Origin of the sequence: Pseudomonas segetis (genome assembly GCF_900188155.1) — a bacterium.
In the GTDB taxonomy this organism is placed as follows: Bacteria; Pseudomonadota; Gammaproteobacteria; order Pseudomonadales; family Pseudomonadaceae; genus Aquipseudomonas; species Aquipseudomonas segetis.
In genome coordinates this window covers 25062-49860 of sequence record NZ_FZOG01000003.1, presented here as the reverse complement: position 1 = coordinate 49860, position 24799 = coordinate 25062, and the positions used below count along the sequence as shown (strand labels likewise).

Below are 24799 nucleotides of genomic sequence, written 5' to 3'. Positions count from 1 at the left end.
GATGTGACCCATGCTGACTCTGTATCACGCGCCAGACCTGGAAACCCTTGGTGAGCTAGCGACCACGCTGCTTGCCCAGCCGCTGCGCGATCCCTTTGCAGCTGTCAAGGTGGTGGTGCCCAGCCAGGGTATGGGTCGCTGGTTGACGCTTGAGTTGGCGCGCAAGCAAGGCATTGCCATGCAGTTGGATGTGCAACTGCCCGCCAAATTTGTCTGGGACTTGTCACGCCTGGCGCTCGGCCAGTTGCCCGAGCAATCCGCGTTCTCACCGACCACCCTCAGCTGGCGCCTGTATGACTGGCTTTGCGAGGCTGAGCATCTCGCTCTGGCGCCACGCCTGGCGCACTACCTTGAAGGCGGTGATGAACGCCGCCGGTTGTCGCTGGCAGCGAAGATCGCGGACGTCTTTGACCAGTATCTGCTCTACCGTGATGACTGGCTGGCGGCCTGGGAGCGCAATGAGTTGCTGGACCTGGGCCCGGACGAGGCCTGGCAGGCCCTGCTCTGGCGCGAACTGACCAAGGATGGCCACCCACACCGGGCGCGCCTGCTCGATGACTTGCTCAAGCGCCTGTACAGCAGTGACCCTATTGCCGACATGCCGGAGCGATTGCTGGTATTTGGCATCAGCAGTTTGCCGCCGCACCACATGCGCGTGCTCGATGGCCTGGCCAAGCACACAGAAGTGATCATCTTCGCCCTCAACCCCTGCCGCGAAGCCTGGGGCGAGATTCGTGATATCCGTGAGCTGGCGCGTCAGCCTGAGCTGAGCCCGGATGACTGGTACCTGGATGTCGGCCATCCATTATTGGCGAGCCTGGGCAAACAGGGACGCGACTTCTTCGACAGCTTGTTCTCCCTGGCCAGCAGTGAAGGCAGCCAGGAAATTGGCTTGTATTCTGAAGACGATGCGCTGCATGACGACAGCCTGCTGCAAGCCCTGCAGAACGACATCCTGCGCCTGCAAACCCGTACGCCCGAGCAGCGTCTGGTGCTGCGCGAAGATGATCGTTCGCTGGAGGTTCATGTCGCGCACTCGCCACTGCGCGAAGTCGAAATTCTCCACGACCAACTACTCGCCCGCTTTGCCGCCGATCCAGCGCTGACGCCCGATCAGGTGGTAGTGCTGACGCCGGATATCGAGCGTTATGCGCCCTATATCGAGGCGGTGTTCGCGCCCCGTGAAGGCGTGCCGCGCATTCCGTTCAGCCTTGCCGACCGCAGCATGCGCGCTGAAATACCGCTGATTGAGGCCTTTATCAGCCTGCTCGGTCTGCCCGACAGCCGCTTCGCCGCGGAAGAGGTACTGACCTGGCTTGAGCAACCCGCAATCGCCCGCAAGGCCGGGATCGAAGCAGAGGATTTACCGCTGATTCGCGACTGGCTGCACGAGGCTGGCGTGCGTTGGGGTCGCGACAGCAGCCACCGTCAGCAACTGGGGTTGCCGGCTGATGCTGCATTTACCTGGCGCCAGGGCCTCGATCGCCTGTTGCTGGGCTTTGCCGCGCCGCCGCAACTGGCCGGTCTGGCTGCGCCGCTGCTGGGTGAAAGCTGGCCGCTGGATGCACTGGAAGGCGCGCGTGGTCAATTGCTCGGACGCCTGGCCGGGTTTGTCGAACGGCTCGCCGGATTAGCGCAAAACATGCAGCGTCCACGCTCATTGAGTGAATGGGCGCAGACCTTGCTTGAATTGGTCGATAGCCTGTTTGATGAGCGCGAGGCGGGCGACACCTTGTTGTTGCTGTCCAAGGCATGTGCGACGTTGCAGGAGCAGGCGCTGGCATCCGGTATCGAGCGGCCCCTTGAGCTGGCCCTGATTCGTCAGCAGCTCAGCGCTGCGCTGGAGCAGGGCAACGGTGCCTCGGGCTTTTTGACCGGTGCGGTGACCTTCTGCACCATGGTGCCGATGCGCAGCCTGCCCTTCAAGCAGGTGTGCCTGCTGGGCCTGGATGACGGCGCACTGCCGCGCAGGACGCCTGCGGCCGGTTTTGACTTGATCGGCCAGAAACCGCGCCGGGGTGATCGTGCCCGGCGCCTGGATGACCGCTATTTGCTGCTCGAAACCCTGCTTAGCGCACGCGGTGGCCTGTACCTCAGCTACGTCGGTCGTGACCCGCGCAGCAATGCCGAGTTGCCGCCTTCGGTATTGATCAGCGAATTGCTCGAAGTGGTTGACCTGACTGCGGTATGCGCCGGGGCGGAACATGCCTATGCGCAAACCGCGAGCAAACACATCGTCCTCCAGCATCCGTTGCAGCCCTTTGCCCCGGCCAACTTTCAACAGGATCGCCATGCCGGTTTTGCCGCGCCCTGGTTTCGCGCCGCGCAGCGTCTTGCAGAACCGGCGAATATGCTCGCCCAGCCTTTTGTCGAGCGTTTACCCGAGCCGGATGAGGAATGGCTGATGCTGGAGCCGAGCCAGTTGATTCATTGCTTCAAGCACCCGGCGCGCTATCTGCTTGAGCAACGCCTTGGCTTGCGTTTGGCGCAAACCGAGGACGCGCTGGCTGGCGACGAGCCCTTCAGTGTCGAGTGGACATCGACCCATGGTTTGCGTCAGCTGGCTTTGCAGGCGATCGAGCGCAACTGGAGCGAAGCCGAGGAGCGTGCAGTCGCGGCAGCCTCCGGCTGGTTGCCGGTGGGCGAATTGGGACAGGCGTATTGGGGGCAGATTCGCGGGCCGATCCGGGCCTTCGCACCGACACTGTTTGCCGAGCGGCCGGATGATGCGCCGCAGCCGGTGTTGGTTGATATCAAGCTCGCCGGGGTGCGCATTCATGGCTGGCTCGAAGGTGTTTGCGAGACTGGCCTGTTTGATTATCGGCTGCGCGACTTGGGTGCATGGGAGCTGGCGCCATTCTGGCTGCGTCACTTGCTGCTCAATTGCAGCGATAACCCGGCGGTTTGTCGCGAGAGCCGGTTGCTGTCACCGAAAAGCGAGTGGCGTCTCGGTGCCCTGGGCAATGCCCGTGAATTGCTCGAACCCTGGCTGCTGGCCTATCGCTCGGCGCTGTGCGAGCCGTTACCGGTACTGGCCAAGTGCAGTTATGGCTTTGCTAAAAAATGGCGCAAACCAGGGCGCAAGGAACCCATAGACGCCGCGCGCAGCGAGGCACGTATCTTGTGGGCCGGTAATGACTTTATGAGTGGCGAAAGCCAGGACCCCTGGAACGCACTGGCGTTTCGTGACCGAGACCCCCTGGATGAACGTTTCGAGGCGTTGGCCGAACAGTTGTATGGCCCCGCGCTGGATGCCCTGCAAGGCGATGAGGACGAGCAATGAGTGGCGCCAAGTTGGACCTGCTGCACGACAGCTTCAAAGGTCGCTCGCTGATCGAAGCCAGTGCTGGCACCGGTAAGACCTTCACCCTGACGCTGCTTTATGCGCGCTTGTTGCTGGAAAAACAGCTGTCCGTTTCCCAGATTCTGGTGGTGACTTACACCACGGCTGCCACTGCCGAATTGCGTGAGCGGGTACGCAAGCGCCTGGCCGAGTTGCTGGTGGTTTATGAGCAAGGTCATGGCGATGATGCCTTGCTCAATGCCTTGCATGACCAGTTCCCCGACCCGGCCAGCCATCGGCGCTTGTTGCTTGCGGTGCATGGTTTTGACCAGGCGGCAATCTTCACCATCCACGGTTTCTGCCAGCGGGCATTGCAAGATGCGGCGTTTGAAGCCGGCGGCGATTTTGATAACGAACTGACCCAGGATGACCGCGAACTGCTGGATGCACTGATCGCCGATCTCTGGCGCATTGAGCTGGCCAGCGCAGAACCTGAATGGGCGGCGTTTCTGGTGCAGCAGAAAATAACCCCGCAGGTGCTGCGCCAGCGCTTGCGCAGCCATTTGGGCAAACCCTATTTGCGCATTGAGCCCCAGCCGAGCGCTCCGGCCGAGCTGGCTCAACTGCGTAGCGCCTGGCAGCACGCCAAAGACTTCTGGTTGCGTCAGGGCGCGGGCTGGATCGAGCAGCTCAAAGCCTTTGATGGCTTCAATAAGCGCAGCTTTAGCGCCGAGAAATTCGGCTTCTGGCAGCTTGAGCTGGATGGCTATTTCAGTGATGCGGCGGCTCTGTTCAGCAAGGTCGATGGCTTGCGTAAACTGGCCCGCGAAGCGTTGATCAAGGGCACCAACAAGGGGTTTTCGGCGCCGTTGGAAGCGGTCGCCGATGCCTTGCAGGGCCTGTGTGACGCACTGGACGCGGCGCAGCCAGAGGCTGAGCAGCGCCTGATCGACCTGCAAGTACGGATGATCGGCCAGCTCAATCAACAACTGCCGGCGCGCAAGGCGGCGCAGCGCATGCTGGCATTCGATGACTTGCTCAACCAGCTACAACAAGCCCTGTATGGCGAAGGTGGCGAGCATCTGGCCCAGACGTTGCGCGAGCAGTATCCGCTGGCGCTGATTGATGAGTTCCAGGACACCGATCCGATTCAATACCAGATATTCCGGCGTATCTACTCAGACAGCAGGGGCGAGCCATCGCAGGTCATCGATGAGCCTGAAAATCGTGCCGACCTGTGTTTTGTCGGCGATCCCAAGCAGGCAATCTACGCCTTTCGCGGGGCGGACCTGGCCACCTATTTTACTGCGCGTGGTGAAGCCGCCCGGCAATACAGCCTGGCGACCAACCACCGTTCAACGCCACAACTGATCAGCGCCCTTAACCAGGTATTTGACCGGCCCATGCCGTTTGCCGTCGCGGGGCTGGATTATCCAAGCGTTGGTGCCAGCGACAAGGCGCGGGCCAAGCTGGTGCTGCCAGCGCTTGAGGGGCAAAGCGATGCCTCGCTGGCGTTGGTCTGGCTGGCGGATGATTACCTGAGCAAAGGCGAGGCGGGCAGCCTGGTCGCCATCGACACCGCCAGGCGAATCGCCAGCCTGCTGGCTGCAAGCGCCAGGGGCCAGGCTTACTTCGACGATGATGGCGTGCACGAACCGCTCAAGGGCGGTGATATCGCGGTGTTGGTCGCCAGTCACCGACAAGCCGCTGAGGTCGCCGCGCAGCTTGCGGCGCGGGGCGTACCCAGCGTGCGCCGCGGTAAGGAAAGTGTCTGGCACAGCGAAGAGGCAGAGGCCCTGGCTGCGGTGCTGGCAGCCTACGCTGAGCCGGGCCGTGAAGGTGCATTGCGCTATGCCCTGGCTACACGCTTGCTTGGGCGCAGCGCCGCGGACCTGGCGGCCTGCCAGGATGATGCGCGGGCCTGGGATCAGGAGCGTGAAGCAGCTGAACGCTATCATCAACTCTGGCAGCAACAAGGCTTCATGCGCGCCTTTCGCGCCTGGCTGGACGAGCAAGGCGTTGCCGAGCGCCTGCTTGCGGTGGTCGATGGCGAGCGACGCTTGACCAACTTGCTGCACCTGGCCGAACTGCTGCAGAACGAAAGCCTGCAGCGCCCGGGCATGGAGCAGTTGCTGGCCTGGTTCAACGCCCAGCGCGGTGTGGACAATCACGGCGAAGAGGCCCTGCTGCGTCTTGAGAGCGATGCCGAACGGGTGCAGATAGTCACCATCCACACTTCAAAAGGCCTGGAATATCCCCTGGTGTTTTGCCCCTACCTCTGGGATGGCGCGTTGTTGCGCAAGACGGAAGACATCACCTGTCATGCCGAAGACGGCACGCCATTGCTCGACCTTGGCGGCGAACAGTTTGAGCAACATCGCCAACTGGCGCGACAAGAGCGCTTTGCCGAGCGTTTACGGCTCACCTATGTGGCCATGACCCGCGCTGCCGTGCGTCTGTGGTTGCATTGGGGCGCAATCGACTGCAAACCGAAAAAGGACGGCACCTTGAGCGATGAGGGCCTGCACAGCAGCGCCTTGGCCTGGCTGCTACAGGGTCGTGATCTGCGGGGCAACGACCCCCTTGTCGAGCTGGCTGAGCACCTGCAAAGCCTGGCGCCACAGGGCATACATGCAGAACTTGAAGCTCTGGCCAATGCCAGCCAGGGCCATATTGGCCTGAGCCCGCTGCTGGAAACTGAAGCCAGCGCCGCCGGTGAGCATCGCGCCCCGGCGCCTGAGCAACTCGCGCAATTGCAACGCAGCCTGCACAGTAGTTGGCGTATTGGCAGTTTCTCTGGCTTGTCAGCCGGCATGCACATGGAGGCGCCTGACCGCGATGGGCTGGTGATTCCCGACGCCAGCGAGCCAGGCATGGGCTTCTACGCCTTCCCCCGTGGAGCACGGGCCGGTACTTGCCTGCATGCAATCCTCGAAGACTGGGCCTGTAACAAGGCGCCGCTGGCGGAACTGGTCGAGCCTGCCTTGAGCGGCCATGGCATTTCCAGCGACTGGACTGAAATCGCCCGTCAGCAACTGCAACAGGTGCTCGATACTGATCTGGACGGCGCAGGACTGACCCTGACCAGCCTTGCGGGTGCGCGTCGCCTGCCTGAGCTGGGCTTTACCTTCCCAGTGAAGCGTCTGGATGTGCAGCGCTTGCGCGCCATTCTGACTGACCCGGCCCATGGTCTGGCCGAGCCCATGCGAGAAGCCGCGGCGCGGCTTGAATTCGACAGCCTGCAAGGCTTTCTGAAGGGGTTTATCGACCTGACATTTGAGTATCAAGGGCGTTGGTATATCGCTGACTACAAATCCAACTGGCTTGGCCCGGATGCCAGTTTCTACGGCGGTGAACGGCTGGTGCAGGCCTTGGCCCGCGAGCATTACTATTTGCAGTACCTGATTTATCTGGTCGCACTGCGGCGCTTCTTGCGCCAGCGCCTGAGCGACTTCAGCAATGAGCACATTGGCGGTGCCTATTACTTGTTCCTGCGCGGCATGCCGAGCGCTGGGGTGTATTTCTCGCGGCCCAGTGATGAATTGCTGGATGCCCTTGATCTGTTATTCAGCGCCGAGGTGTCTGCATGATTGATCTTGCCCAGTTGTCATTAGGTGCCCTGGAGCGTGCCCTGGTACAGAGCCTGCAGCGGTTGCAGCCGGATGCAGATGCATGGGTTCTGGCCTCCGCCGCCTTGACCTGCGCCGCCCTGGAAAAGGGCGATGTGTGCCTGGATCTATCGCGCCTGGCCGGGCAGCGGCCATGGCCGGAAAACACCACGCAACTGCCCGCACTGGCTGACTGGTTGAGCATCTTGCATGCTTCGCCGTTGGTCGGTGAGGCCGGTGATTTTACGCCGCTGGTATTGGATGGCCAGCGCTTGTATCTGGCCCGTTATCAGGCCTACGAACAACAGCTCGCCGAACAATTGCTGGCCCGCTCCGCCGCTCTGCCAGCGGTTGATGAAGCCATACTTGGACAAACCCTTGAGCGTTTGTTTGCCTTCAATACCCAGCAGCCTGACTGGCAGCGCCTTGCCGCGGCGCAAGCGGTACGGCGTAATCTTGCGGTGATTTCCGGCGGCCCCGGCACCGGTAAAACCACCACTGTTGTGCGCTTGCTCGCGGCCTTGCTTGAGCAGCCGGGTGGCGGGCAGTTGGCGATTGGTCTTGGTGCGCCAACGGGCAAGGCCGCAGCGCGCATGGCCGAGGCCATCCGCAACGCCAAGGCTGCATTGCCGGTGAGCGATACGGTCAAGCAGATGCTCCCGGAAGAAGCGCGTACCTTGCACCGCCTGCTCGGTAGTCGCGGTGACAGCCCGCAGGTGCGGCATACGGCGGCCAATCCTCTGCCGCTTGATGTATTGGTGGTCGATGAAGCCTCCATGGTCGATCTGGCGTTGATGGCCAAGCTGGTCGATGCCTTGCCGCCCAAGGCGCGGCTGATATTGCTCGGCGATAAAGACCAGCTGGCAGCGGTTGAAGCGGGCGCCGTCTTTGCCGAGCTATGCGAGGGGCGTGGTTTTGATGCCCAGGCAGCGGCCGACCTGCAACGCATTACCGGGCAGCAAGTAGAGGTGCAGCCACCGGCGTCACAACTTGGTGATGCCGTGGTATTGCTGACCCACAGCCATCGTTTTGCCGGTGACAGCGGGATTGGCGAACTCGCCCGGCGAATAAACGCCGGTGACGTGCCGGGTACCTTGAGCCTGCTTCGAGAGTCGCGGGTTGACCTTGCCTGGCAGGCAGAGCCAAACGCGACCGATCTGCTGGAGCGCCTTACCCAGGGCTACGCCGGTTACTTCCACGCGGTGAAAAGCGCCGACCCGGAAGCCGTGTTCGCTGCCTTCAATGAATTCCGTGTGCTCACCGCCCAGCGTGAAGGGGCCTGGGGTGTGGCGGGTATCAATGAAGCCTTGGAGGCGCGCATCAGGCGGCGCCAGCAAGTCGCCAGCCGCGAGCGCTGGTACGCCGGGCGAGCGGTAATGGTTCGGCAGAATGACTATGCACTGGGTTTGTTCAACGGCGATATTGGTATCTGTTTGCCGACCGAGCACGGCCTGCGCGTGTTCTTCGAGGGCGAGCAGGGCTTCAGGCCATTCGCCCCGGCGCGACTGCCGAGCCACGACAGTGCATTTGCCATGACCGTACATAAAAGCCAGGGCTCGGAGTTCAGCGAAGTCTTGCTGGCGCTGCCTGAGCAGCCAAGCCCGTTGCTGACCCGCAGCCTGTTCTACACCGGTATTACCCGGGCCAAGCACAAGGTCGAGATCTGGGGCCTGCCCCAGCGGCTGGCCGAAGCCGTGGCGACCCGCGCCGAGCGCGCTGCTGGATTGGCTGAGCGTTTGGCCAGGGTGCCGACCGCCCCGGCTGTACTGGCGCCCCGTGATGAGCCAGCGAGCGCTGGGCATCAGGGGCAGTTGGATCTATTTTGAGCCTAGCCCAGCAGCATCAGAATAATCGGCAGGCTAGCGGCGGCGAGCAGTGTTTGCAGAGTGATAGCGCCCGCCATTAGCTGGCTGTCGCCGCCCAGGTGGCGCGTCAGCACATAGGCGGTGGGCGCTGTCGGCAGGGCAAAGAACAAGACCAGTACGGTGGTTTCCATCGCTGGCAGGCCGAGAACCTGCGCAATCACCCACGCCAGCAGTGGCATGCCGACCAAGCGCGCCAGGCTGCTCCAGGCCAGGGCCGGAACTTCCCCGCCCAGCTCTTCAGGTTTCAACGCCGCGCCAACGCAAAGCAGGCCCAGGGGCAGGCTGGCGGCAGCCAGCAGGCTAAGGAGTCGATCGCTGCCGCCGGGCAGGCCGATACCGCTGAGGTTGATCAGTGCGCCACCGAGGCAGGCAAGAATCAGTGGGTTCTTGGCGATGGGCAATAGCAGGCTGCGCAGGCTGATACCGCGCTCGGCGGTTAACGACCAGACTGACAATACATTCACTGTCGGCACCATCAGCGCCAGCATCAGTGCGGCCAGCGTGAGCCCTGGTTGACCAAACAGGCTGCCAACTGCGGCAAGGCCGAGGTAGGTGTTAAAGCGCAGCGTGCCTTGGGTGAATACCCCGAAACGTGCGGCGGGCCAGCCCCGCAGGCGGCGCATCAGCAGCAGCGCCAGCCAGCCGATGCCAAGCCCCAGCATCACCGCGAGCGCCAGTTGCTTGAGTGCAGGATTATCCAGTGGCGCGCGGGCCAGGTTGCTAAACAACAGTGCCGGGAACAATATAAAGTAGTTGAGGCGTTCGGCGCCGGGCCAAAAGGCTTCATTGGGAAAGTTCCAGCGTCGCAGATAGAAACCGGCCACAATCAGGGCAAATAACGGCCACAAGGCCAGTAGCAGCTCAAGCACGGTAACCTCCTGCAATAGATAGGCAGCTATCTTGCTCAGTGGCGTGCTGGAGCGCAACAACAAGGTTGTCCAGGGTCGTTGTAATTTGCATAACGGGAGGCATGACCATGACGCAGCTCCATAGCGGCGGTTGCCAGTGCGGTGCCATGCGCTATCAGTTCGATGCGCCGCTGCAGGACATCGCGCATTGCCATTGCTCGGTTTGCAGGCGCAGCAGCGGAGCAATTGTCACCACCTGGATTACCGTGCCGCTGGCGAGTTTTGCCTGGCTCAAAGGCGAGGCCAGGCAATATGCGTCATCAGCCAGTTGCACGCGCTATTTCTGTGCCGATTGCGGTGCGCAGCTGGCGTTGTTCACCACGCTCAGCCCCCACACCCTGGACGTCACCATCGCAACCCTTGATCACCCAGAGCTGGCAGCTGCCGACCGGCATATCTGGGTGCAAAGCCGGTTGCCGTGGCTGCGGCTTGACCCCGAATTACCAGAGGAGCAGCAAGAGCTTCTTTAAGGCAGCATCAATCCACCGCTGGCCTTATGCATCTCGCGCAAGTGTTTGCCGAGTAGCTTGAGGTTGTCTTCAATGGTCTCCAGCTCCGCCAGCCGTTTTGGCTCAAGCAGGCTGCGGACTTCATTGTCGAGCGAGTCGCGCAGTTTCAGCAGGTACTTTTGCCGGTTGCTGCTCTCGGTTTCAAGGTGCTGCCATTCGGCTGGCTGGGGCAAGCCATAACCGCCCTCGAGCATCTCCGCTGGCCGGCTCAGGAAGCCGCTATTGGCGAGGATCTGCTCAAGGGCGTTGCCTGCCTTGTCCAGCCCTTTGTCAGGCACTTTTCGACCGCTGAGGTAGCGTTCCTTGAGCTCCTGTTGGGCGACCAGTATTTGCTTACGCTGCGCGGCTTTTTCAAGGAGCATCATTGCCGCCGTGGTGCGTATGTCGGCTTGGGCGAACCACTGGCTGCGTTGTTTGGCTGGTAGCTCCAGCCAGTCTTCCACGGACTCTTGCTTGATCGGCAAGTGAGTGCGCAACACATCAAACATGGCTTGATAGCGATCGCGGTACGAATCGAACAAATAGCCCAGGCGCATGGCCTCCTTGCGATCCTTGAGTACAGTCGAGTCCGCCAGTCCGCGCGCCTCAAGGACTTCCAGCAAGCCATTGGGCATGATGCTGTCGAGTGTTTGCAGCTTGGGGTTGTTGGTGCCCGTGCGCAGCAGTTTCAGGTTTTCCACCGCGCAGTTGTTCGACAGGAAGTAGTAGTTGCCGTCGTAACTCCAGTGCTGCTCAACCGAGCGGGTGACAAAATCATTGATCTGCTGGCGATCAAGGTTCATCGGCACCGAAATCAGGCTGCGCAGCTCGGTCTTGGTGTATTCATCGACCACCTGGGCCAATGGCAAGACAAACAATCTGGATGGATAGGCGCCAATCATCGCGCCCCAACTGGACAGCTGCACGTCGCCAATAAAGGCGCGGTAGGACAGTACCAGGCTCTGGTCCAGGTCGAGCCTGCACGCTGGGCCACGTGGCCGGCCCGGCGCACAGATGATCAGGCGAATCATGCTGTGGCCCCAGCGGCTGGCAAGCTGGTCGTTGGCCTCGGCCAGCAGATAATCGACCGCGTAGACGCGCTCCGGATCAATCTTGCCCAGTGGTTCCTTGGCGAAGTCATTGCCCGCATTGAGATAAGCCAGGCTAGTGTCGCACTTGGCCTGGTTCGGTGGCGTCCAGGCAAACTGTTCGCGGTAGTAGGCGGCCAGTGTTGGCCGGCGACAGGCGAAGTCGGGATCGAGCAGGAAGTATTCCATATTGACCGCAACAAATTCGCGGGCGTTTTCCAGCTCGTAAAGGTCCGGGCTGCGGGCAACCTGATGGTTTTCCTGCTCGCGTTCGCCGCGGCGGCCCACATATTGCGGCCAGCCTGCAATATCCAGCAGGCGCGGGTTATCGCTGAGGGTGAAGCGTCGTGCGGTTTCGCCGCGACAGTTATCCGGCAAGCCAACAAGGCCGCTGCTGCTGGCGCGATTCTGGCAGCGCTGCAGGCGTATTTTTTCTACGGTGGGCCAAAGCTGGGCGCGGTCGTAGAGATGGGTCAGTTCGTGAATCACCGTGGCCAGTAATTCTCTGCGCACCGTGCCGTGGGGACGATTGGTCTGTTGGGTTTGCGCGCTGCCATCAACCAGCGCCGGCAATAGTCGTTGGTTGAGCCGGATCTGATCGACCTTTACCGTGCGCCCGTAGACCTGCTCCGGCAATTGCTGCCAACTGAAATTGACCTTGCGATCCAGGCGCTGACGGAATTGGGGCGGCAGCACCTGCAGTGCATCCTGGAGCAACGCCTGGCTGGCCGCTTGCTCCGACGCGCTTAGCTTCTCGCCATCAACTTCCAGGCTTAGCTGCGCGTAACTGCCAGTGGAGACCAGTAGCAGGCAAAAAGCCAGGCAGGTACGCGCCAGACTCACAGAGCGAGAATGGCTTGCGCTAGGGTCAGGTCGGAGGCGTTTTCGGCTTCGGGTACGCGGCTACGAATAGTGGTGATTGCCGCTTCAAGGTTGGCACCACGGATTTCGCCCTGGCTGGCGACAAAGCTGGCCGCGTCATCATGGGCTTCACGCACGACCTTGGAGTCGCGGATTGATGTGGTGGTGTCCGAGGTGAAATCCAGGGTGCGATCAAGAGCACGCACAATGATATTACTGGTCGCAACCAGTGTCTGGGCCTGGACGGAGCCGGCCATGAGTGCGGCTGCGGCAACAGAAGTGAGCAAAATGCGACGCATAAAAATCTCCGTAAAACAATTCGATAGCGATTGGACGGGCAAAACTCGGCCCGGTTCCGCTACACAGGTAGCAGCATGGTATGCGGATTTTGACTCACACGGCAGGCCGATAGCCAGGGGTGCAGGGGAAATGCATAACGCCACGAACAGGCCGTGGCGTTATTGGGCGGTTACAGGCTGATGATGGCCTGAGCCAGCTGCATATCATTGGCTTGCAGGCTTGGAACTGTGGTGCGGATGTGATCCAGAGCGGCTTCCAGATGAACGCCACGAATGGCGCCCTGGCTGGCAACGAAGCTGGCTGCGTCATCACGGGCTGCCAAGACAACTTTGTCGTCCTTGAACGACGAACTGACATCAGAGGTTGCATCCGTGGTTGCTGCAACAGCGCCAACAATGGCATCGGTTGTGACCACAAAGCTGGTGGCCGAGGCATTGGCTGCCAAAACCATAAGGGCTGCGAAGCTAAGTGTGCGTAAGGGATTCATCCTGAAAACTCCAAGCTGTGGATAGATTTTGGGCGCTGGGCACCTAGGGTGAGTATAAGCCTAGCCCGCTGATTATGCCGCGTCAGGTAATGCCCGCTAATAGATTTTTTAATCCGGGAGCTGAAGGTTCGGCCAGCGGATTGTGCGTAGCGCCAAGCTATGAGTTTGGGCGGCAGCGAAAGTTGCACTGGCCTTGATTCAATGCGCTCCAGTTTTTATTCACTACGCATAGGTTTCAGCACAGGCCCTGCAAATACTGGGCCGGCGCAAAGCGTCTAGATTGCGCCTTTCGCAGGTTACAAAAAATTTCACATATCATAGATTTGCCTATTGCAAGCCAAACTAAATGCTGGTGGTATTGAGGGGTCGTGAAAAAATATTTGCCTGCAGATATTGCCGCCATATGTCATGAAAACCTGAAAAAAATAGCGAATTTATCGCTTTTATAACGGTTTGATCTCTCGGCGTCAGGTCAAGCAAGGCTTAAAAATAATAACAATCAAGCTTGGTTGCTCGCAGCCAGGGATCTGACGCTAAAGGCTTGCAAGCCGTACATGATTATTCTCATCAGTTCGAAAATCACCCAGTCGAATATCCAGGCCTCCTTGGGCAAGGCCGAATACAGCTATTTCTTTTTGCTGAAAGAATTCATGCCTGCCTTGCAGCAGATAGCCGAAGTCATCAGCGTGGAGTCGGCCGATCAGGTCGATAGCCTGTACCAACAGTATCGCGCCGCTGGCGAGCAAGTCTTTTTTATCAGCGTAAGCCCTCCGCAACAGACCCCCATTGATCTTGAGTGTCCAACGATTTGCCTGTTTGCCTGGGAGTTCGACAATGTGCCGGATGAGCCTTGGGAAGGCGAACCACGTAATGATTGGCGCTATGTCCTGCAAGGCATTGCAGGCGCCATAGCCTGCAGCCGTGAGTCGGCGGATGCAGTGCGTAAAGCCATGGGTAATAGCTATCCAGTTACTGCGATACCAGCACCTGTCTGGTCACGATTCCAAGCTCTGATGCCGGAAGGTGGTTGGACACCTTGCCGGCCAGGGCGCTCTATCGAGTTCACCGGGCACGTCATCGACAGCCCTTTACTGGGACTTTCGGCCGATGGCTTGGTCCAGCATATGCCCCGGCCCCAAGCGCCCTTGTTGGTTGCAGCGGCGAAGTCAGATCACCGCCGGGTTGGACGTACCCGGGCGCTTTATCACGCGTGGCGCGAGGCCCTGAGCAACAGGCCCAGCGCTGTGGCCAGGCGTGAAAAGCCTGCTGCGCCTGCCCATAGTGAACTCGGTGCGCAAGCGTTGCATGCATGCCGCATTGAATTGTCAGGCGTGGTGTTTACCTCTGTACTTAATCCGCGCGATGGCCGCAAAAACTGGATCGATATCGTGACTGCGTTCTGCTGGGCATTTTCAGAAACCAGCGATGCGACCTTGATCCTGAAGATGACCCACCATGATCTGGAACACTACCGAATTCCTTTGCTGACCCTATTGTCGCGCTTAGCACCTTTCAAATGCCGAGTGTTGGTATTACACGGATTTCTCGATGATCAGCAGTATCGGCAGTTAATTGAGATCAGTGACTTTTATGTCAATGCATCGACTTGCGAAGGCTTGTGCTTGCCGTTGATGGAGTTTCTTGCCAGCGGCAAACCCGCTCTAGCCCCCAGGCATACGGCGATGCTCGATTATGTCGATGAGCAGATGGCCTATGTCGTGAAAACCAGCGTCGAACCATCCTGCTGGGCGCACGATCCTTGTGGAATTTTTCGCACGCGCAAATATCGATTGAACTGGCAATCGCTGATGGAGGGGTATCGCCATTGTCATCAGATTGCGGGCGGTGACCTTGCCCGTTATCAGCAAATGTCCCAGCACGCTTGGCATCAATTGCGTGAGTTTTCTGATACCCCAGTCGTTGCACAGCAGGTGCAGGATTTTCTGCAAGGACTGGGCTCAGGTAGCGAACAACGCCTGGCTGGAGCTCAAGCATGAAGTTCTTGCTCTATAGCGCCATGAATGCTGAAACCGTAGTGCAAAACCTGGGAGAACCCGAGTACAGCTATTTCTTTGTGCTTCGCGAGTTCTTGCCATTGCTCAAGACGCTTGGTGAAGTGGTTCTGGTGGCCGATCCGGCTGTTGAAGTTGATGCGCATTACGCAGCGGCTCAAGCCAGGGGCGAGGACTGTGTATTTCTCAGCTTCACACCGCCACACCTGACATGCCGAGACCTGGCCTGCCCGACAATTCCTGTTTTCGCATGGGAATTCAGTAGCATGCCGGATGAAACCTGGTGGGAGGACCGGCCTGAAAATGATTGGCGTAAATGTCTCGCCCAGTGCGGTGCGGCCATTGTCCATTCGGAGCAAAGCGTAAGGGCGGTTCGCCAGATCATGGGCGAGGCATTCGCGGTAGTGTCGATTCCGGCTCCCGTTTGGGATCGCCTGGAGACCGTGCGCGAGTTTCTTCGGACGGCAGCTGTCGCCAGGTCACAGCTCTTGGCGATAGAACGTGGCGTGGTCTTTGATAGCCATGCTCCTGATTTTGCGCGTTTACTGCCGACAGCAGAGGAGATTGCGCGCGAGGTTGCTGAGTCTCGTGGATTGATTCCAATCGAGAATCACCTTGGTTATCGACGTAAATCCGGGACCATTGTTGGTATCACCCAGCACTACCTCTTGCACTGGTATCAACAGGTGGTGGCTCCGGCTCTGCCTGCGCAATTGCGCAAGATGCTTGATCGCTTCGTTGAGAGCAGTGATCCGTGGCAGGCCGGTACTCGTCAGCTGGAATTGAGCGGGGTGGTGTTTACCAGCCTGTTTAATCCTCAAGATGGTCGCAAGAACTGGGTGGATATGCTGACGGCCTTCTGTTCGGCATTCAAGGATGAACCCAACGCCACCCTGGTTTTCAAACTGGGCCATCACCGTTATGAAGATGCGATCAGAGGCATATTAATGGCAATGTCTCGCCTTGATCCCTTCGCTTGTCGAGTGGTGTTGGTACATGGCTATCTGAGTGGCGATGCCTATAACCAACTGATCCAGGCAACGCATTACATCGTGAATGCATCTTATGGCGAAGGCCAATGTCTGCCGCTTATGGAGTATTTGTCCTGCGGTAAGCCGGCCATTGCGCCGCGACATTCGGCAATGACGGATTACATCGACGACAGCGTGGGTTTTGTGGTCGATAGCTGGGCAGATGCAACCGCATGGCCCCATGATCCGAGGATCGCCTACCGTACGTTGCGCCAGCAGATAGATTGGCAGTCGCTAAAGGAGGCTTATAGCGCCGCTTACAGCTGTGTCCAGGAGCACCCGGAGCGTTATCAGCAACTGGCGAAAAATGCGATCAAGCGCATGCAGCAGCATTGTTCTTACTCGGTTGCCAGTGAGCGAATGCTCGGTTTTCTTCAGCTTGAAGAGCAGGTCTCGGCATGAAGATTCTGCAAAAGCTTTTCCAGCGTCTAGGCGCGCCCGCTGCATCTGCAGCTGCGAGTGGCCGTACCGAAGACTACGTTGATGCGCGTGATTGCGGGCTGGTCGATGCCGTGCAAAGTGGCTGGTTCCAAAATGCCACTGATGAGTTGTTCAGCGGCTTTGCTATTTCCGCTGAGGACGTGGTGCTTGATATCGGCTGCGGGGCTGGCGGCGCCACATTGTTTTGCGCAAATCGCGGCGCCCATGTGGTCTTCACCGATGTAATTGCCGAAAAGATTGACGCACTCAAACAAAAGCTCAAGGAGACACCGGCGCGGGGAGTCGAAGGCATTGTCTCTGACAGCGTGCCGCTGCCCTTGGCCGATGAGTATGCCTCCCGGGTCATTGCCCTTGAGGTGCTGGAACATGTGGAAGATCCCGCACGGGTTTTACGTGAGCTGGTGCGTGTTGCGCGTCCGGGGGCTCTGTTTCTCTTGGCCGTGCCTGATCCTGTCGGTGAGCACATTCAAAAAGACTGTGCGGCACCGCACTATTTCAGCCATCCCAACCATATCCATATTTTCGAGCGTGAACAGTTCGCCGCCTTGGTCGAGGAGGCCGGGTTGATCATTGAGCGCCGCGCTTCCTATGGCTTCTTTTGGACCATGTGGATGCTGATGTACTGGACGCAGCAAAAGCACAGCGGCGAGCCCAACTCAGGCGAAACCCATGATGTCGTACACCCGCCATACAGCGCGCTAGTGGAGGACTGGTCGAGTCTTTGGAAGCGTTTGATTGATATGCCGGAGTTTTCCCCGGTGAAGCAGAACCTGGACAGCTTGATGCCTAAGAGTCAGGTCATTGTCGCCCGCAAACCAAGCCAGTCACGAGCCGATAACAGGAATAAAAATGCTCAGTAAAATTAAACGCTTTTTCAATGCGGACTCCGTTGAACAAGTCGACCCAGCTCCAGTTGTGGCCGAGCCTGTTGATACCGCCGTGCCTGCGCCACAGCCAGAAATCGATGTTGGCCTGGCTGATAGCTATATGAGTGGTTGGATGCGTGGCGATACAGGCGAGTTGATTGAAGGTTTTGCTATTACAGCAGCCGACACACTCTTGGACATTGGCTGTGGTGATGGTGGTTATGCAGGCTTTAGTGCACGGCAGGGCGCCGCCATTATCCTTGCCGATGTCGATGCAGAGAAAATCGAGTCGGCGCGCCGCCATGTTGAAGCTTCGGGTGCCAGAAGCGTTCAGGCACTGGTTACCGATGCCAACCCGTTGCCCTTGCCTGATGCACATGTGACGAGGGTCGTGGCCATGGAGGTGCTTGAGCATGTCGATGATCCTGCCCAGTTTATGCAGGAATTGGTTCGGGTTGCGGCGCCTGGTGCATTGTTCCTGCTGACGGTGCCGGACGAGTTGATTGAAACCATACAAACCCATATCGCCCCTCCCGTCTACTTTGAGAAGCCCAACCACATTCGTATTTTCAAACGCGGCGAGCTGGCCCAACTGGCGCTTGATGCCGGCCTGACAATTGAGCGCACCACCCAATATGGCTTTTACCATTCGGTTTGGTGGTCGCTGTACTGGGCCTGTGAAAACCAGCCTCTATCGCCGCCCTGGCATCCGCTTATAGAAAACTGGAGACAAACCTGGTCAACGCTTTTATCGCTGCCCCAAGGCAAGCAAATCAAGCAGGCGCTGGATGCAGCAATGCCTAAAAGCCAAGTCGTTATTGCGCGCAAGCCTCTTTAGGTGGGCTCCAGGATGAATGCAGCTACGCAAAAAATTGCTGAGATTGAAGTTCTGCGTGGGCTGGCGGTCCTTGGCGTGCTGTTTCATCACGTCTCTGGAAATCTGGTGAGCAGTAACCTTGAGTGGCTTGAGGCTTTGATGTCGCAGTTGCAGCTTTGGTGGGGAGTCGATCTGTTCTTCGTGATCTCAGGTTTCGTCATCGCGCGCCAGTTGCTACCTGCTTTGCAGCAATCTGCGGCCAGGCCAGTAATCGTTGCTTTCTGGATTCGGAGAGCTTTCCGGCTTCTACCATCGGCTTGGCTGTGGCTGCTTCTACCTTTGCCATTGGTTCTGGTGTTCAACCAAACGGGTGTCTTTGGTGCGCTGTCGACAAATATGGAAGCCACAGTTGCAGGCTTGTTTAATTTCGCCAATTTCCGCTTTGCAGACAGCTTCTTTAAGTATGACTACGGCTTTAGTTTTGTTTACTGGAGCCTCTCCCTGGAGGAGCAGTTTTATTTGCTACTACCGCTTTTGGCGCTGTGTTTCAGACAGAAGTTGTTGTGGTTGCTGTTAATCGTTGTGCTAGTGCAGTTTTTTCAAGTGCGCAGCGTATTGATGATGTCTTTGCGTACTGATGCGCTGGCGCTGGGCGTACTGCTCGCTATTTGGTCGGCAAAACCCAGTTACCAGATGTTTGAACCCCGTTTTCTAAAGGCATTGCCATTATCTGGTGGTTTGATTCTGGCTTCGTTACTGCTGGCCATGTCGTTTTTAGCGGCACATAACGATTTTCTGCCTACTGTTCGAATTGGCTTGATAGCTGTCATGGCTACAGTCTTGGTTTGGCTCGCTTCCTATGGACGAGGCTATTTATGGCCAACAGGTTTGGGCCAGCGCTTGATGAAGTGGCTGGGTGCTCGCTCCTACGCCATTTATCTCATCCATATTCCTGCCTACTTCTTTACTCGTGAACTGCTCTATAGAGCACTCGGCGTTACCGATGTTTCAGCAAGTCTGCATGTGCTCCTGAGCCTAACTATCGCTGCTGGTCTGATTTCGGTGCTTAGCCAGCTTAATTACCGCTGGGTAGAAATGCCGATGCGTCAATTAGGTAGCCGGGTAGCGCAACGCTTCGAACATAAGGATCAAGGTGCAAGAGGCTTGCAACCAATGCCTGCCTTGCTCAATACCCCCATCAACACAATAGGCGAACAGGCATGAGCCGTCTTTTTGTTACCGGGCGCAGTGGCTTTGTCGGCCGGCATCTAGAGAAGGTGCTAGCGTCCAGGCCTGGATCAGATTGGCAACTTATTGAGTCGGCAAAATTTGACCTGCTTGAGCCTGCCTCACTGGATGCTGCGCTGGCGGAGGCCTGCCCGGATGCGGTCATCCATCTTGCAGGCCAGACGTTTGTCCCGGAGGCCTTTCGCGATCCACAACGAACCTTTGACGTGAACCTGCTGGGCACCCTGAATCTGCTACAGGCGCTCAAGCGGCGTGGATTTAGCGGCACTTTTCTTTATGTCAGTTCGGGTGATGTCTATGGCCATGTTGATACGCCGGACATGCCGATTTCCGAGGCTTTGCCGGTTAAACCGCGCAATCCCTATGCGGTGAGCAAGGTTGCTGCAGAGCTGCTGTGCCAGCAGTGGGGATATACCGAGTCGTGGCGTGTGCTTATTGCCAGGCCGTTCAACCATATTGGCAGTGGCCAGAACGAAACCTTTTTAGTGGCCGACATGGCGCGCCAGTTAATCCGCATAAAGCGAGGTCAACAAGTGCCTGTACTGACAGTGGGCGATGTGGATGTCACTCGGGATTTTCTCGATGTCCGGGATGTGGTGACGGCTTATTTGCTGATGCTGGAAACAGGTCAGGCTGGCGAGGTTTACAACCTGTGTTCAGGCATTGAGCGCAGCGTTCGCGACGTGATTGTCGATATGGCGCATTTGGCTGGCCTGGAAGTGGCTCTTGAACAGGACCCGGCGCGATTGCGCAAAGCCGAGCAACGAAGGGTTGTGGGTTGCTCCGAAAAACTACAAAAGCAGACCGGATGGAAACCAGGTACTGACTTTTCCGAGACGCTGCTCGGCGTCCTGGGTGATTGGGAGGCGCGAGAAGAAAACTGAATACAACGCCCGATAAGGTTTGATTGGCGAGTCACACCGCGGGAGTTGATAGCTCTGAAAAACAGATGAAGAGACTGGGTACAAACCCAGCAAAACTTTCCAGAGGCCCGCTCAGAGTCAGCTCTGAGAGAAGTAAGAGAATAATAATGTATAAAAAAGCGCTTATTACAGGTTTAACAGGTCAAGATGGTGCGTACTTGGCCAAACTGCTATTAGACAAGGGCTACGAGGTTCATGGCCTTGTTGCCCGGCGCAGTACCGATACCCGCTGGCGCTTGCGCGAGCTTGGGGTTGACTCGCGCATTGTCTATCACGACGGCGATCTGGCTGATGCATCATCAGTGCAGCGCGCCGTGCTCAAGGCCTGCCCGGATGAGGTGTATAACCTCGGTGCGCAAAGCTTCGTCGGCAGCTCATGGGATCAGCCTATCACCACGGGCATAGTGGATGGCCTGGGCGTTACCCATATGCTTGAAGCCATACGCCAGTTCCGGCCGCAGACGCGTTTCTATCAAGCCTCGACCAGCGAAATGTTCGGCTTGATTCAGGCCGAGCGTCAGGATGAAAACACACCCTTTTATCCACGCAGCCCCTATGGGGTGGCCAAACTCTATGGCCACTGGATTACGGTTAACTATCGAGAAAGCTTCGGCTTACATGCTTCCAGCGGGATTCTGTTTAACCATGAGTCGCCACTGCGCGGCATTGAGTTCGTCACCCGCAAAGTGACAGATGCCGTAGCGCGGATTAAGCAGGGTAAGCAGCGCGAGCTGCGCCTGGGCAATATCGATGCCCAGCGTGACTGGGGGTTTGCTGGTGACTATGTCGAAGCCATGTGGCTGATGCTGCAGCAGGACAAGCCTGATGACTTTGTGATCGCGACAGGGGTCACCACCACGGTACGCGAAATGTGTCGCATCGCGTTTTCCTACGTGGAGTTGGATTATCAGGATCACGTTGTGATTGATCCCGAGTTTTTCCGCCCGGCTGAGGTCGAAGTCTTGCTGGGTAACCCAGCTAAAGCTGAGCGAGTCCTCGGTTGGTCGCCCAAGACCAATTTGAAAACCCTGATTCAATCGATGGTGGATGCTGATCTCAAGCGTGTAGCCAAGGAGTGATCTGATGATAGTTCCTGTGATTCTGTCCGGCGGTGCCGGAACACGCTTGTGGCCAGTGTCGCGTGAAGGGCAGCCTAAACCCTTCATGCTCATGCCCGATGGCGAATCCTTGTTGGCCAAGACCTATCGCCGGGCTGCCGACTTGATTGTCGATGGCGGGGAAATTGTCACTGTGACCAACCGTGACTACTACTTCCAAAGCAAGGATCATTTTCACGCCGCCAAGACCAGGCCGCGTCGGCCCCACTTTATTCTTGAGCCGGTTGGGCGTAACACGGCTCCTGCCGTCGCGATTGCGGCCCTGACGCTGGCGCAAAGTCATGGTGACGATGTGGTGATGGTGGTGATGCCTGCCGACCACTTGATCTGCGACGGGGCTGGCTTTACTGCATCAGTCAAGCATGCACAGGCCCTTGCGCTAGAGGGTTACCTGGTGACATTCGGGGTTCCGCCCACCGCGCCTGAAACCGGTTTTGGCTATATCGAAACCGGTAGTGAACTCGACGCCCAAGGTGCGGCACGGGTTGCGCGATTTGTCGAAAAGCCAGATGCGAGTACGGCGCAGACCTATCTGGACAGTGGCAAGTTTCTCTGGAACTCCGGCATGTTTTGCTTCACCGCCGGTACCTTTATTGAAGAGCTCGAGCGCTACGCGCCGCAATTGCTCGAGCAGGTCCGCCAGTGCGTTGAGCAAAGCCCAGCGCAGGAAGTCCCGACTCTGGTTCAGCGAGAACTGGACACGAAAACCTTTTCGGAGATGCCGGATATTTCCATCGACTACGCCTTGATGGAGGTTTCGCAACGAGTGGCTGTGATACCGGCGACCTTTGACTGGAGTGATATTGGCTCCTGGAAGGCCATGAGCCAGTTGGTCGAACCTGACGCACATAATAATCGTGCGACCCACAATGCCTTGTTTATCGATAGCCACAACAATTATGTGCAAAGCGATGGTCGGATGGTCGCGACCGTAGGCCTGGATAACCTGATTGTGATTGATACTGATGACGCGCTGTTGGTTGCTCATGCTGATCGCGCGCAGGATGTCCGGTTGGTGGTCAAGCAGCTCAAGGATAACAATCATGATGCCTACCGTTTACACCGCACGGTAAGCCGGCCATGGGGAACCTTTACCGTTCTTGAAGAAGGGCCGCGGTTCAAGATCAAGCGCATTGTGGTCAAGCCTGGCGCCTCACTGTCGTTACAGATGCACCATCACCGCAGCGAACACTGGATAGTAGTTAAGGGCATGGCCAAGGTCACCAATGGCGACGGTGCACGCTTGGTTAACAGCGACCAGTCAACCTATATCGCGGCCGGCCACAAGCATCGCTTGGAAAACCCGGGGGTGATTGAACTGGTGATGATTGAGGTGCAGAGCGGTGAGTACCTTGGTGAAGACGATATTGTGCGTTTTGAAGATCAGTACGGCAGGGTGGTCTGATGGCTTTGAGCATGGCGCGCTCTGTTTGGACCTACCGTGGATTTGTGCTCGGCAGTGTTAAGCGGGAGTTCCAAACGCGCTATCAGAACTCGCTGCTGGGCGCTGCCTGGTCGGTGCTTAATCCGCTGTCGATGATTATTGTCTACACGGTGATTTTCTCGCAGTTGATGAAAGCCCGGCTGCCGGGTGTGGACAACGGCCTGGCGTATGGGATCTATCTGTGCGCTGGCATTCTCACCTGGGGATTCTTTGCCGAGATCATCGGCCGCAGCCAATCGGTATTCCTGGAACATGCCAACCTGATCAAGAAGCTCAGCTTTCCGCGAATCTGTTTACCGCTGATTGTGGTGCTCAATGCCGGGGTCAACTTTGCGATTATCTTTGCCCTGTTCCTCGGGTTCCTGGTTGCCACGCAGAACTTTCCAGGCTGGGCTGTTTTGGCGGTCATCCCGCTGTTGATGATTCAGGTCCTGTTCTCTATCGGCCTTGGCGTCATGCTTGGCGTGCTTAACGTGTTCTTTCGCGATGTTGGTCAGTTTGTCGGCATATTCCTGCAGTTCTGGTTTTGGTTCACGCCTATTGTGTACCCGGCTTCAATCCTTCCGGATTGGGTCAAGCCTTTGCTGAGCGCGAATCCGATGGCGCCATTGATTGCTGGCTATCAAGGCATCTTTGTCTATGGCAATTGGCCTGATTGGTCGTCATTAGTGCCGACAGTGATCATTGCTGGTGCCCTGTGTGGGTTGGCAATGCGCTTGTTTCGCAAGCGCTCGGGCGAAATGGTGGATGAACTCTAATGGGCAGCATTCAAGTCAGCCAACTGGGCAAGGCATACAAGCAATACCCTTCTCGCTGGGCGCGTCTTGCCGAGTGGTTTATTCCCTTCTCAAGGCCAAGGCACCAACTCAAGTGGGTGCTTCAAGACCTGTCGTTTACCGTTAACCCGGGAGAGGCGCTGGGCATCATTGGGGTCAACGGTGCGGGTAAAAGCACGCTGTTGAAGATGATCACCGGAACCACCCAGCCCAACGCCGGGCATATCCATTTGCAGGGGCGGGTTGCAGCCCTGTTGGAACTCGGCATGGGCTTTCATCCTGATTTCAGTGGTCGGCAAAATGTCTTCATGGCCGGGCAGTTACTGGGCCTTGGGATGGATGAGTTGCACGAGCTGATGCCGGAGATCGAGGCATTCGCGGAAATCGGTGAATACATTGATCAACCCGTGCGCACCTATTCCAGCGGCATGCAAATGCGCCTGGCATTCAGCGTGGCAACCGCTCGCCGTCCGGATGTGTTGATTGTCGATGAAGCATTGTCGGTGGGGGATGCGTATTTCCAGCATAAAAGCTTTGCGCGTATTCGCGAGTTCCGTAAGGCCGGCACCACATTGTTGATTGTGTCCCACGATCGCCAGGCGATCCAGAACCTTTGCGACCGGGCTATCTTGCTTGCAAACGGCAAGCTGGCGCTTGAAGGTTCACCCGAGGAGGTCATGGATTTTTACAGCGCCATGCTTGCCGAAAAAGAACAGCAAACCGTTCGCCAGGAACGCCTCGAAAGCGGACAAGTCAGAACCATTTCCGGCACCGGTGAAGCAGGTTTTGCCGATATCGCCTTGATCAATGATCAGGGGCAGCGGGTTGATGTCGTTTCTGTCGGTGCCATGGTCACGCTTGAGGTGACCGTGGATGTAAGGGCGGATGTGCCGAGACTGGTTTTGGGCTTCATGATCAAAGACCGCATGGGACAAGCCATGTACGGCATCAATACCCATCGTCTCAATCAGCCCGTGGAAAACCTGAAGGCAGGTGAGCAGGTGGTTTATCGGTTCAAGTTTCCTGCACGTCTGGGCAAGGGCAACTACTCAATTGCCTTGTCCTTGTCACGCTTTGACTCTCATCTCGACACCAATTATGAGTGGCGTGATTTTGCCTTGGTGTTTCATGTGATCAATATCAAGCAGGCTGACTTTGTGGGCTGTGCCTGGCTCGATTCCGATGTGTCCATCGAGCGCAGCGAAGCTGTTGTTGCGGCCACTGTTGAGGGTTAA

The 24799-nt window shown here is 57.9% G+C and carries 18 protein-coding genes; 14 read left to right on the top strand and 4 right to left on the bottom strand.

The annotated features are described in order from the left end of the window. Positions 1-10 precede the first annotated feature (10 nt). The 3 genes from recC to recD are packed head-to-tail and all read left to right on the top strand — an operon-like array spanning position 11 to position 8717. Positions 11-3283 carry an exodeoxyribonuclease V subunit gamma gene (recC, locus tag CHB79_RS11445; RefSeq protein WP_089360011.1) on the top strand — a complete coding sequence of 1091 codons (3273 nt, stop codon included), beginning with the start codon at positions 11-13 and terminating at the stop codon, positions 3281-3283. Beyond that, complete coding sequence (gene recB / locus CHB79_RS11440; RefSeq protein WP_089360010.1) at positions 3280-6873, top strand: exodeoxyribonuclease V subunit beta; 3594 nt, start codon at positions 3280-3282, stop codon at positions 6871-6873. The genes recC and recB overlap by 4 nt, the downstream gene beginning before the upstream one ends. Beyond that, entirely contained in the window at positions 6873-8717 is a 1845-nt protein-coding gene (gene recD / locus CHB79_RS11435) for an exodeoxyribonuclease V subunit alpha (protein WP_245851479.1), read from the top strand. Before recB ends, recD begins: the two co-directional genes overlap by 1 nt. Positions 8718-8719: 2 nt before the next feature. Here the strand turns inward: recD and CHB79_RS11430 are convergent, their stop codons facing one another. Beyond that, on the bottom strand, positions 8720-9655 hold the full coding sequence (locus CHB79_RS11430; RefSeq protein WP_176443187.1) for an AEC family transporter: 936 nt from the start codon (positions 9653-9655) through the stop codon (positions 8720-8722). A 77-nt stretch (positions 9656-9732) separates the two neighbouring features. On the opposite strand from CHB79_RS11430, the gene CHB79_RS11425 reads away from it, so the two are divergent. Next, entirely contained in the window at positions 9733-10134 is a 402-nt protein-coding gene (locus CHB79_RS11425) for a GFA family protein (RefSeq protein ID WP_089360007.1), read from the top strand. Here the strand turns inward: CHB79_RS11425 and CHB79_RS11420 are convergent. The 3 genes from CHB79_RS11420 to CHB79_RS11410 all read right to left on the bottom strand — a co-directional run bounded on the left by CHB79_RS11420 (position 10131) and on the right by CHB79_RS11410 (position 12888). After that, positions 10131-12083: a DUF7844 domain-containing protein gene (locus CHB79_RS11420; RefSeq protein ID WP_089360006.1), complete on the bottom strand. Its 1953-nt coding sequence runs from the start codon at positions 12081-12083 to the stop codon at positions 10131-10133. The two genes, CHB79_RS11425 and CHB79_RS11420, sit on opposite strands and share 4 nt — an antisense overlap. Next, complete coding sequence (locus CHB79_RS11415) at positions 12080-12400, bottom strand: DUF2388 domain-containing protein (RefSeq protein ID WP_089360005.1); 321 nt, start codon at positions 12398-12400, stop codon at positions 12080-12082. Before CHB79_RS11415 ends, CHB79_RS11420 begins: the two co-directional genes overlap by 4 nt. A gap of 170 nt (positions 12401-12570) precedes the next feature. Continuing rightward, complete coding sequence (locus CHB79_RS11410) at positions 12571-12888, bottom strand: DUF2388 domain-containing protein (protein ID WP_089360004.1); 318 nt, start codon at positions 12886-12888, stop codon at positions 12571-12573. Positions 12889-13442: 554 nt separating this feature from the next. Between CHB79_RS11410 and CHB79_RS11405 the strand changes: the two genes are divergently transcribed. The 10 genes from CHB79_RS11405 (at position 13443) to CHB79_RS11360 (ending at position 24799) form a co-directional block, all read left to right on the top strand. Beyond that, entirely contained in the window at positions 13443-14885 is a 1443-nt protein-coding gene (locus CHB79_RS11405; protein ID WP_089360003.1) for a glycosyltransferase, read from the top strand. After that, a complete protein-coding gene (locus tag CHB79_RS11400; RefSeq protein ID WP_089360002.1) occupies positions 14882-16333 on the top strand; it encodes a glycosyltransferase in 1452 nt (483 codons plus the stop codon). Before CHB79_RS11405 ends, CHB79_RS11400 begins: the two co-directional genes overlap by 4 nt. Beyond that, complete coding sequence (locus CHB79_RS11395; protein ID WP_089360001.1) at positions 16330-17232, top strand: class I SAM-dependent methyltransferase; 903 nt, start codon at positions 16330-16332, stop codon at positions 17230-17232. Before CHB79_RS11400 ends, CHB79_RS11395 begins: the two co-directional genes overlap by 4 nt. After that, entirely contained in the window at positions 17222-18076 is an 855-nt protein-coding gene (locus CHB79_RS11390; protein ID WP_089360000.1) for a class I SAM-dependent methyltransferase, read from the top strand. Before CHB79_RS11395 ends, CHB79_RS11390 begins: the two co-directional genes overlap by 11 nt. A 12-nt stretch (positions 18077-18088) precedes the next feature. Continuing rightward, positions 18089-19279, top strand: coding sequence for an acyltransferase family protein (locus tag CHB79_RS11385; RefSeq protein WP_089359999.1), 1191 nt, complete (start codon positions 18089-18091; stop codon positions 19277-19279). After that, positions 19276-20187, top strand: a complete 912-nt coding sequence (locus CHB79_RS11380; RefSeq protein ID WP_089359998.1) for a GDP-mannose 4,6-dehydratase — start codon at positions 19276-19278, stop codon at positions 20185-20187. Before CHB79_RS11385 ends, CHB79_RS11380 begins: the two co-directional genes overlap by 4 nt. A gap of 146 nt (positions 20188-20333) precedes the next feature. Next, complete coding sequence (gene gmd, locus CHB79_RS11375; protein WP_089359997.1) at positions 20334-21305, top strand: GDP-mannose 4,6-dehydratase; 972 nt, start codon at positions 20334-20336, stop codon at positions 21303-21305. 4 nt (positions 21306-21309) lie between these two features. Continuing rightward, complete coding sequence (locus CHB79_RS11370; RefSeq protein WP_089359996.1) at positions 21310-22749, top strand: mannose-1-phosphate guanylyltransferase/mannose-6-phosphate isomerase; 1440 nt, start codon at positions 21310-21312, stop codon at positions 22747-22749. Further along, positions 22749-23546: an ABC transporter permease gene (locus tag CHB79_RS11365; RefSeq protein ID WP_010488179.1), complete on the top strand. Its 798-nt coding sequence runs from the start codon at positions 22749-22751 to the stop codon at positions 23544-23546. The genes CHB79_RS11370 and CHB79_RS11365 overlap by 1 nt, the downstream gene beginning before the upstream one ends. Next, positions 23546-24799 (top strand): ABC transporter ATP-binding protein, encoded by a 1254-nt coding sequence (locus tag CHB79_RS11360; RefSeq protein WP_089359995.1) that lies wholly within the window; start codon positions 23546-23548, stop codon positions 24797-24799. Before CHB79_RS11365 ends, CHB79_RS11360 begins: the two co-directional genes overlap by 1 nt.

Bases quoted from the DNA above. Each gene is read 5' to 3' on its own strand.
- CHB79_RS11400 (WP_089360002.1), top strand. From the start codon at position 14,882: ATGAAGTTCTTGCTCTATAGCGCCATGAATGCTGAAACCGTAGTGCAA.
- CHB79_RS11395 (WP_089360001.1), top strand. From the start codon at position 16,330: ATGAAGATTCTGCAAAAGCTTTTCCAGCGTCTAGGCGCGCCCGCTGCA.
- CHB79_RS11390 (WP_089360000.1), top strand. From the start codon at position 17,222: ATGCTCAGTAAAATTAAACGCTTTTTCAATGCGGACTCCGTTGAACAA.
- CHB79_RS11410 (WP_089360004.1), bottom strand. From the start codon at position 12,888: ATGAATCCCTTACGCACACTTAGCTTCGCAGCCCTTATGGTTTTGGCA.
- CHB79_RS11365 (WP_010488179.1), top strand. From the start codon at position 22,749: ATGGCTTTGAGCATGGCGCGCTCTGTTTGGACCTACCGTGGATTTGTG.
- CHB79_RS11370 (WP_089359996.1), top strand. From the start codon at position 21,310: ATGATAGTTCCTGTGATTCTGTCCGGCGGTGCCGGAACACGCTTGTGG.
- CHB79_RS11425 (WP_089360007.1), top strand. From the start codon at position 9,733: ATGACGCAGCTCCATAGCGGCGGTTGCCAGTGCGGTGCCATGCGCTAT.
- recB (WP_089360010.1), top strand. From the start codon at position 3,280: ATGAGTGGCGCCAAGTTGGACCTGCTGCACGACAGCTTCAAAGGTCGC.
- CHB79_RS11385 (WP_089359999.1), top strand. From the start codon at position 18,089: ATGAATGCAGCTACGCAAAAAATTGCTGAGATTGAAGTTCTGCGTGGG.
- recC (WP_089360011.1), top strand. From the start codon at position 11: ATGCTGACTCTGTATCACGCGCCAGACCTGGAAACCCTTGGTGAGCTA.
- gmd (WP_089359997.1), top strand. From the start codon at position 20,334: ATGTATAAAAAAGCGCTTATTACAGGTTTAACAGGTCAAGATGGTGCG.
- CHB79_RS11380 (WP_089359998.1), top strand. From the start codon at position 19,276: ATGAGCCGTCTTTTTGTTACCGGGCGCAGTGGCTTTGTCGGCCGGCAT.
- CHB79_RS11360 (WP_089359995.1), top strand. From the start codon at position 23,546: ATGGGCAGCATTCAAGTCAGCCAACTGGGCAAGGCATACAAGCAATAC.
- CHB79_RS11405 (WP_089360003.1), top strand. From the start codon at position 13,443: ATGATTATTCTCATCAGTTCGAAAATCACCCAGTCGAATATCCAGGCC.
- CHB79_RS11415 (WP_089360005.1), bottom strand. From the start codon at position 12,400: ATGCGTCGCATTTTGCTCACTTCTGTTGCCGCAGCCGCACTCATGGCC.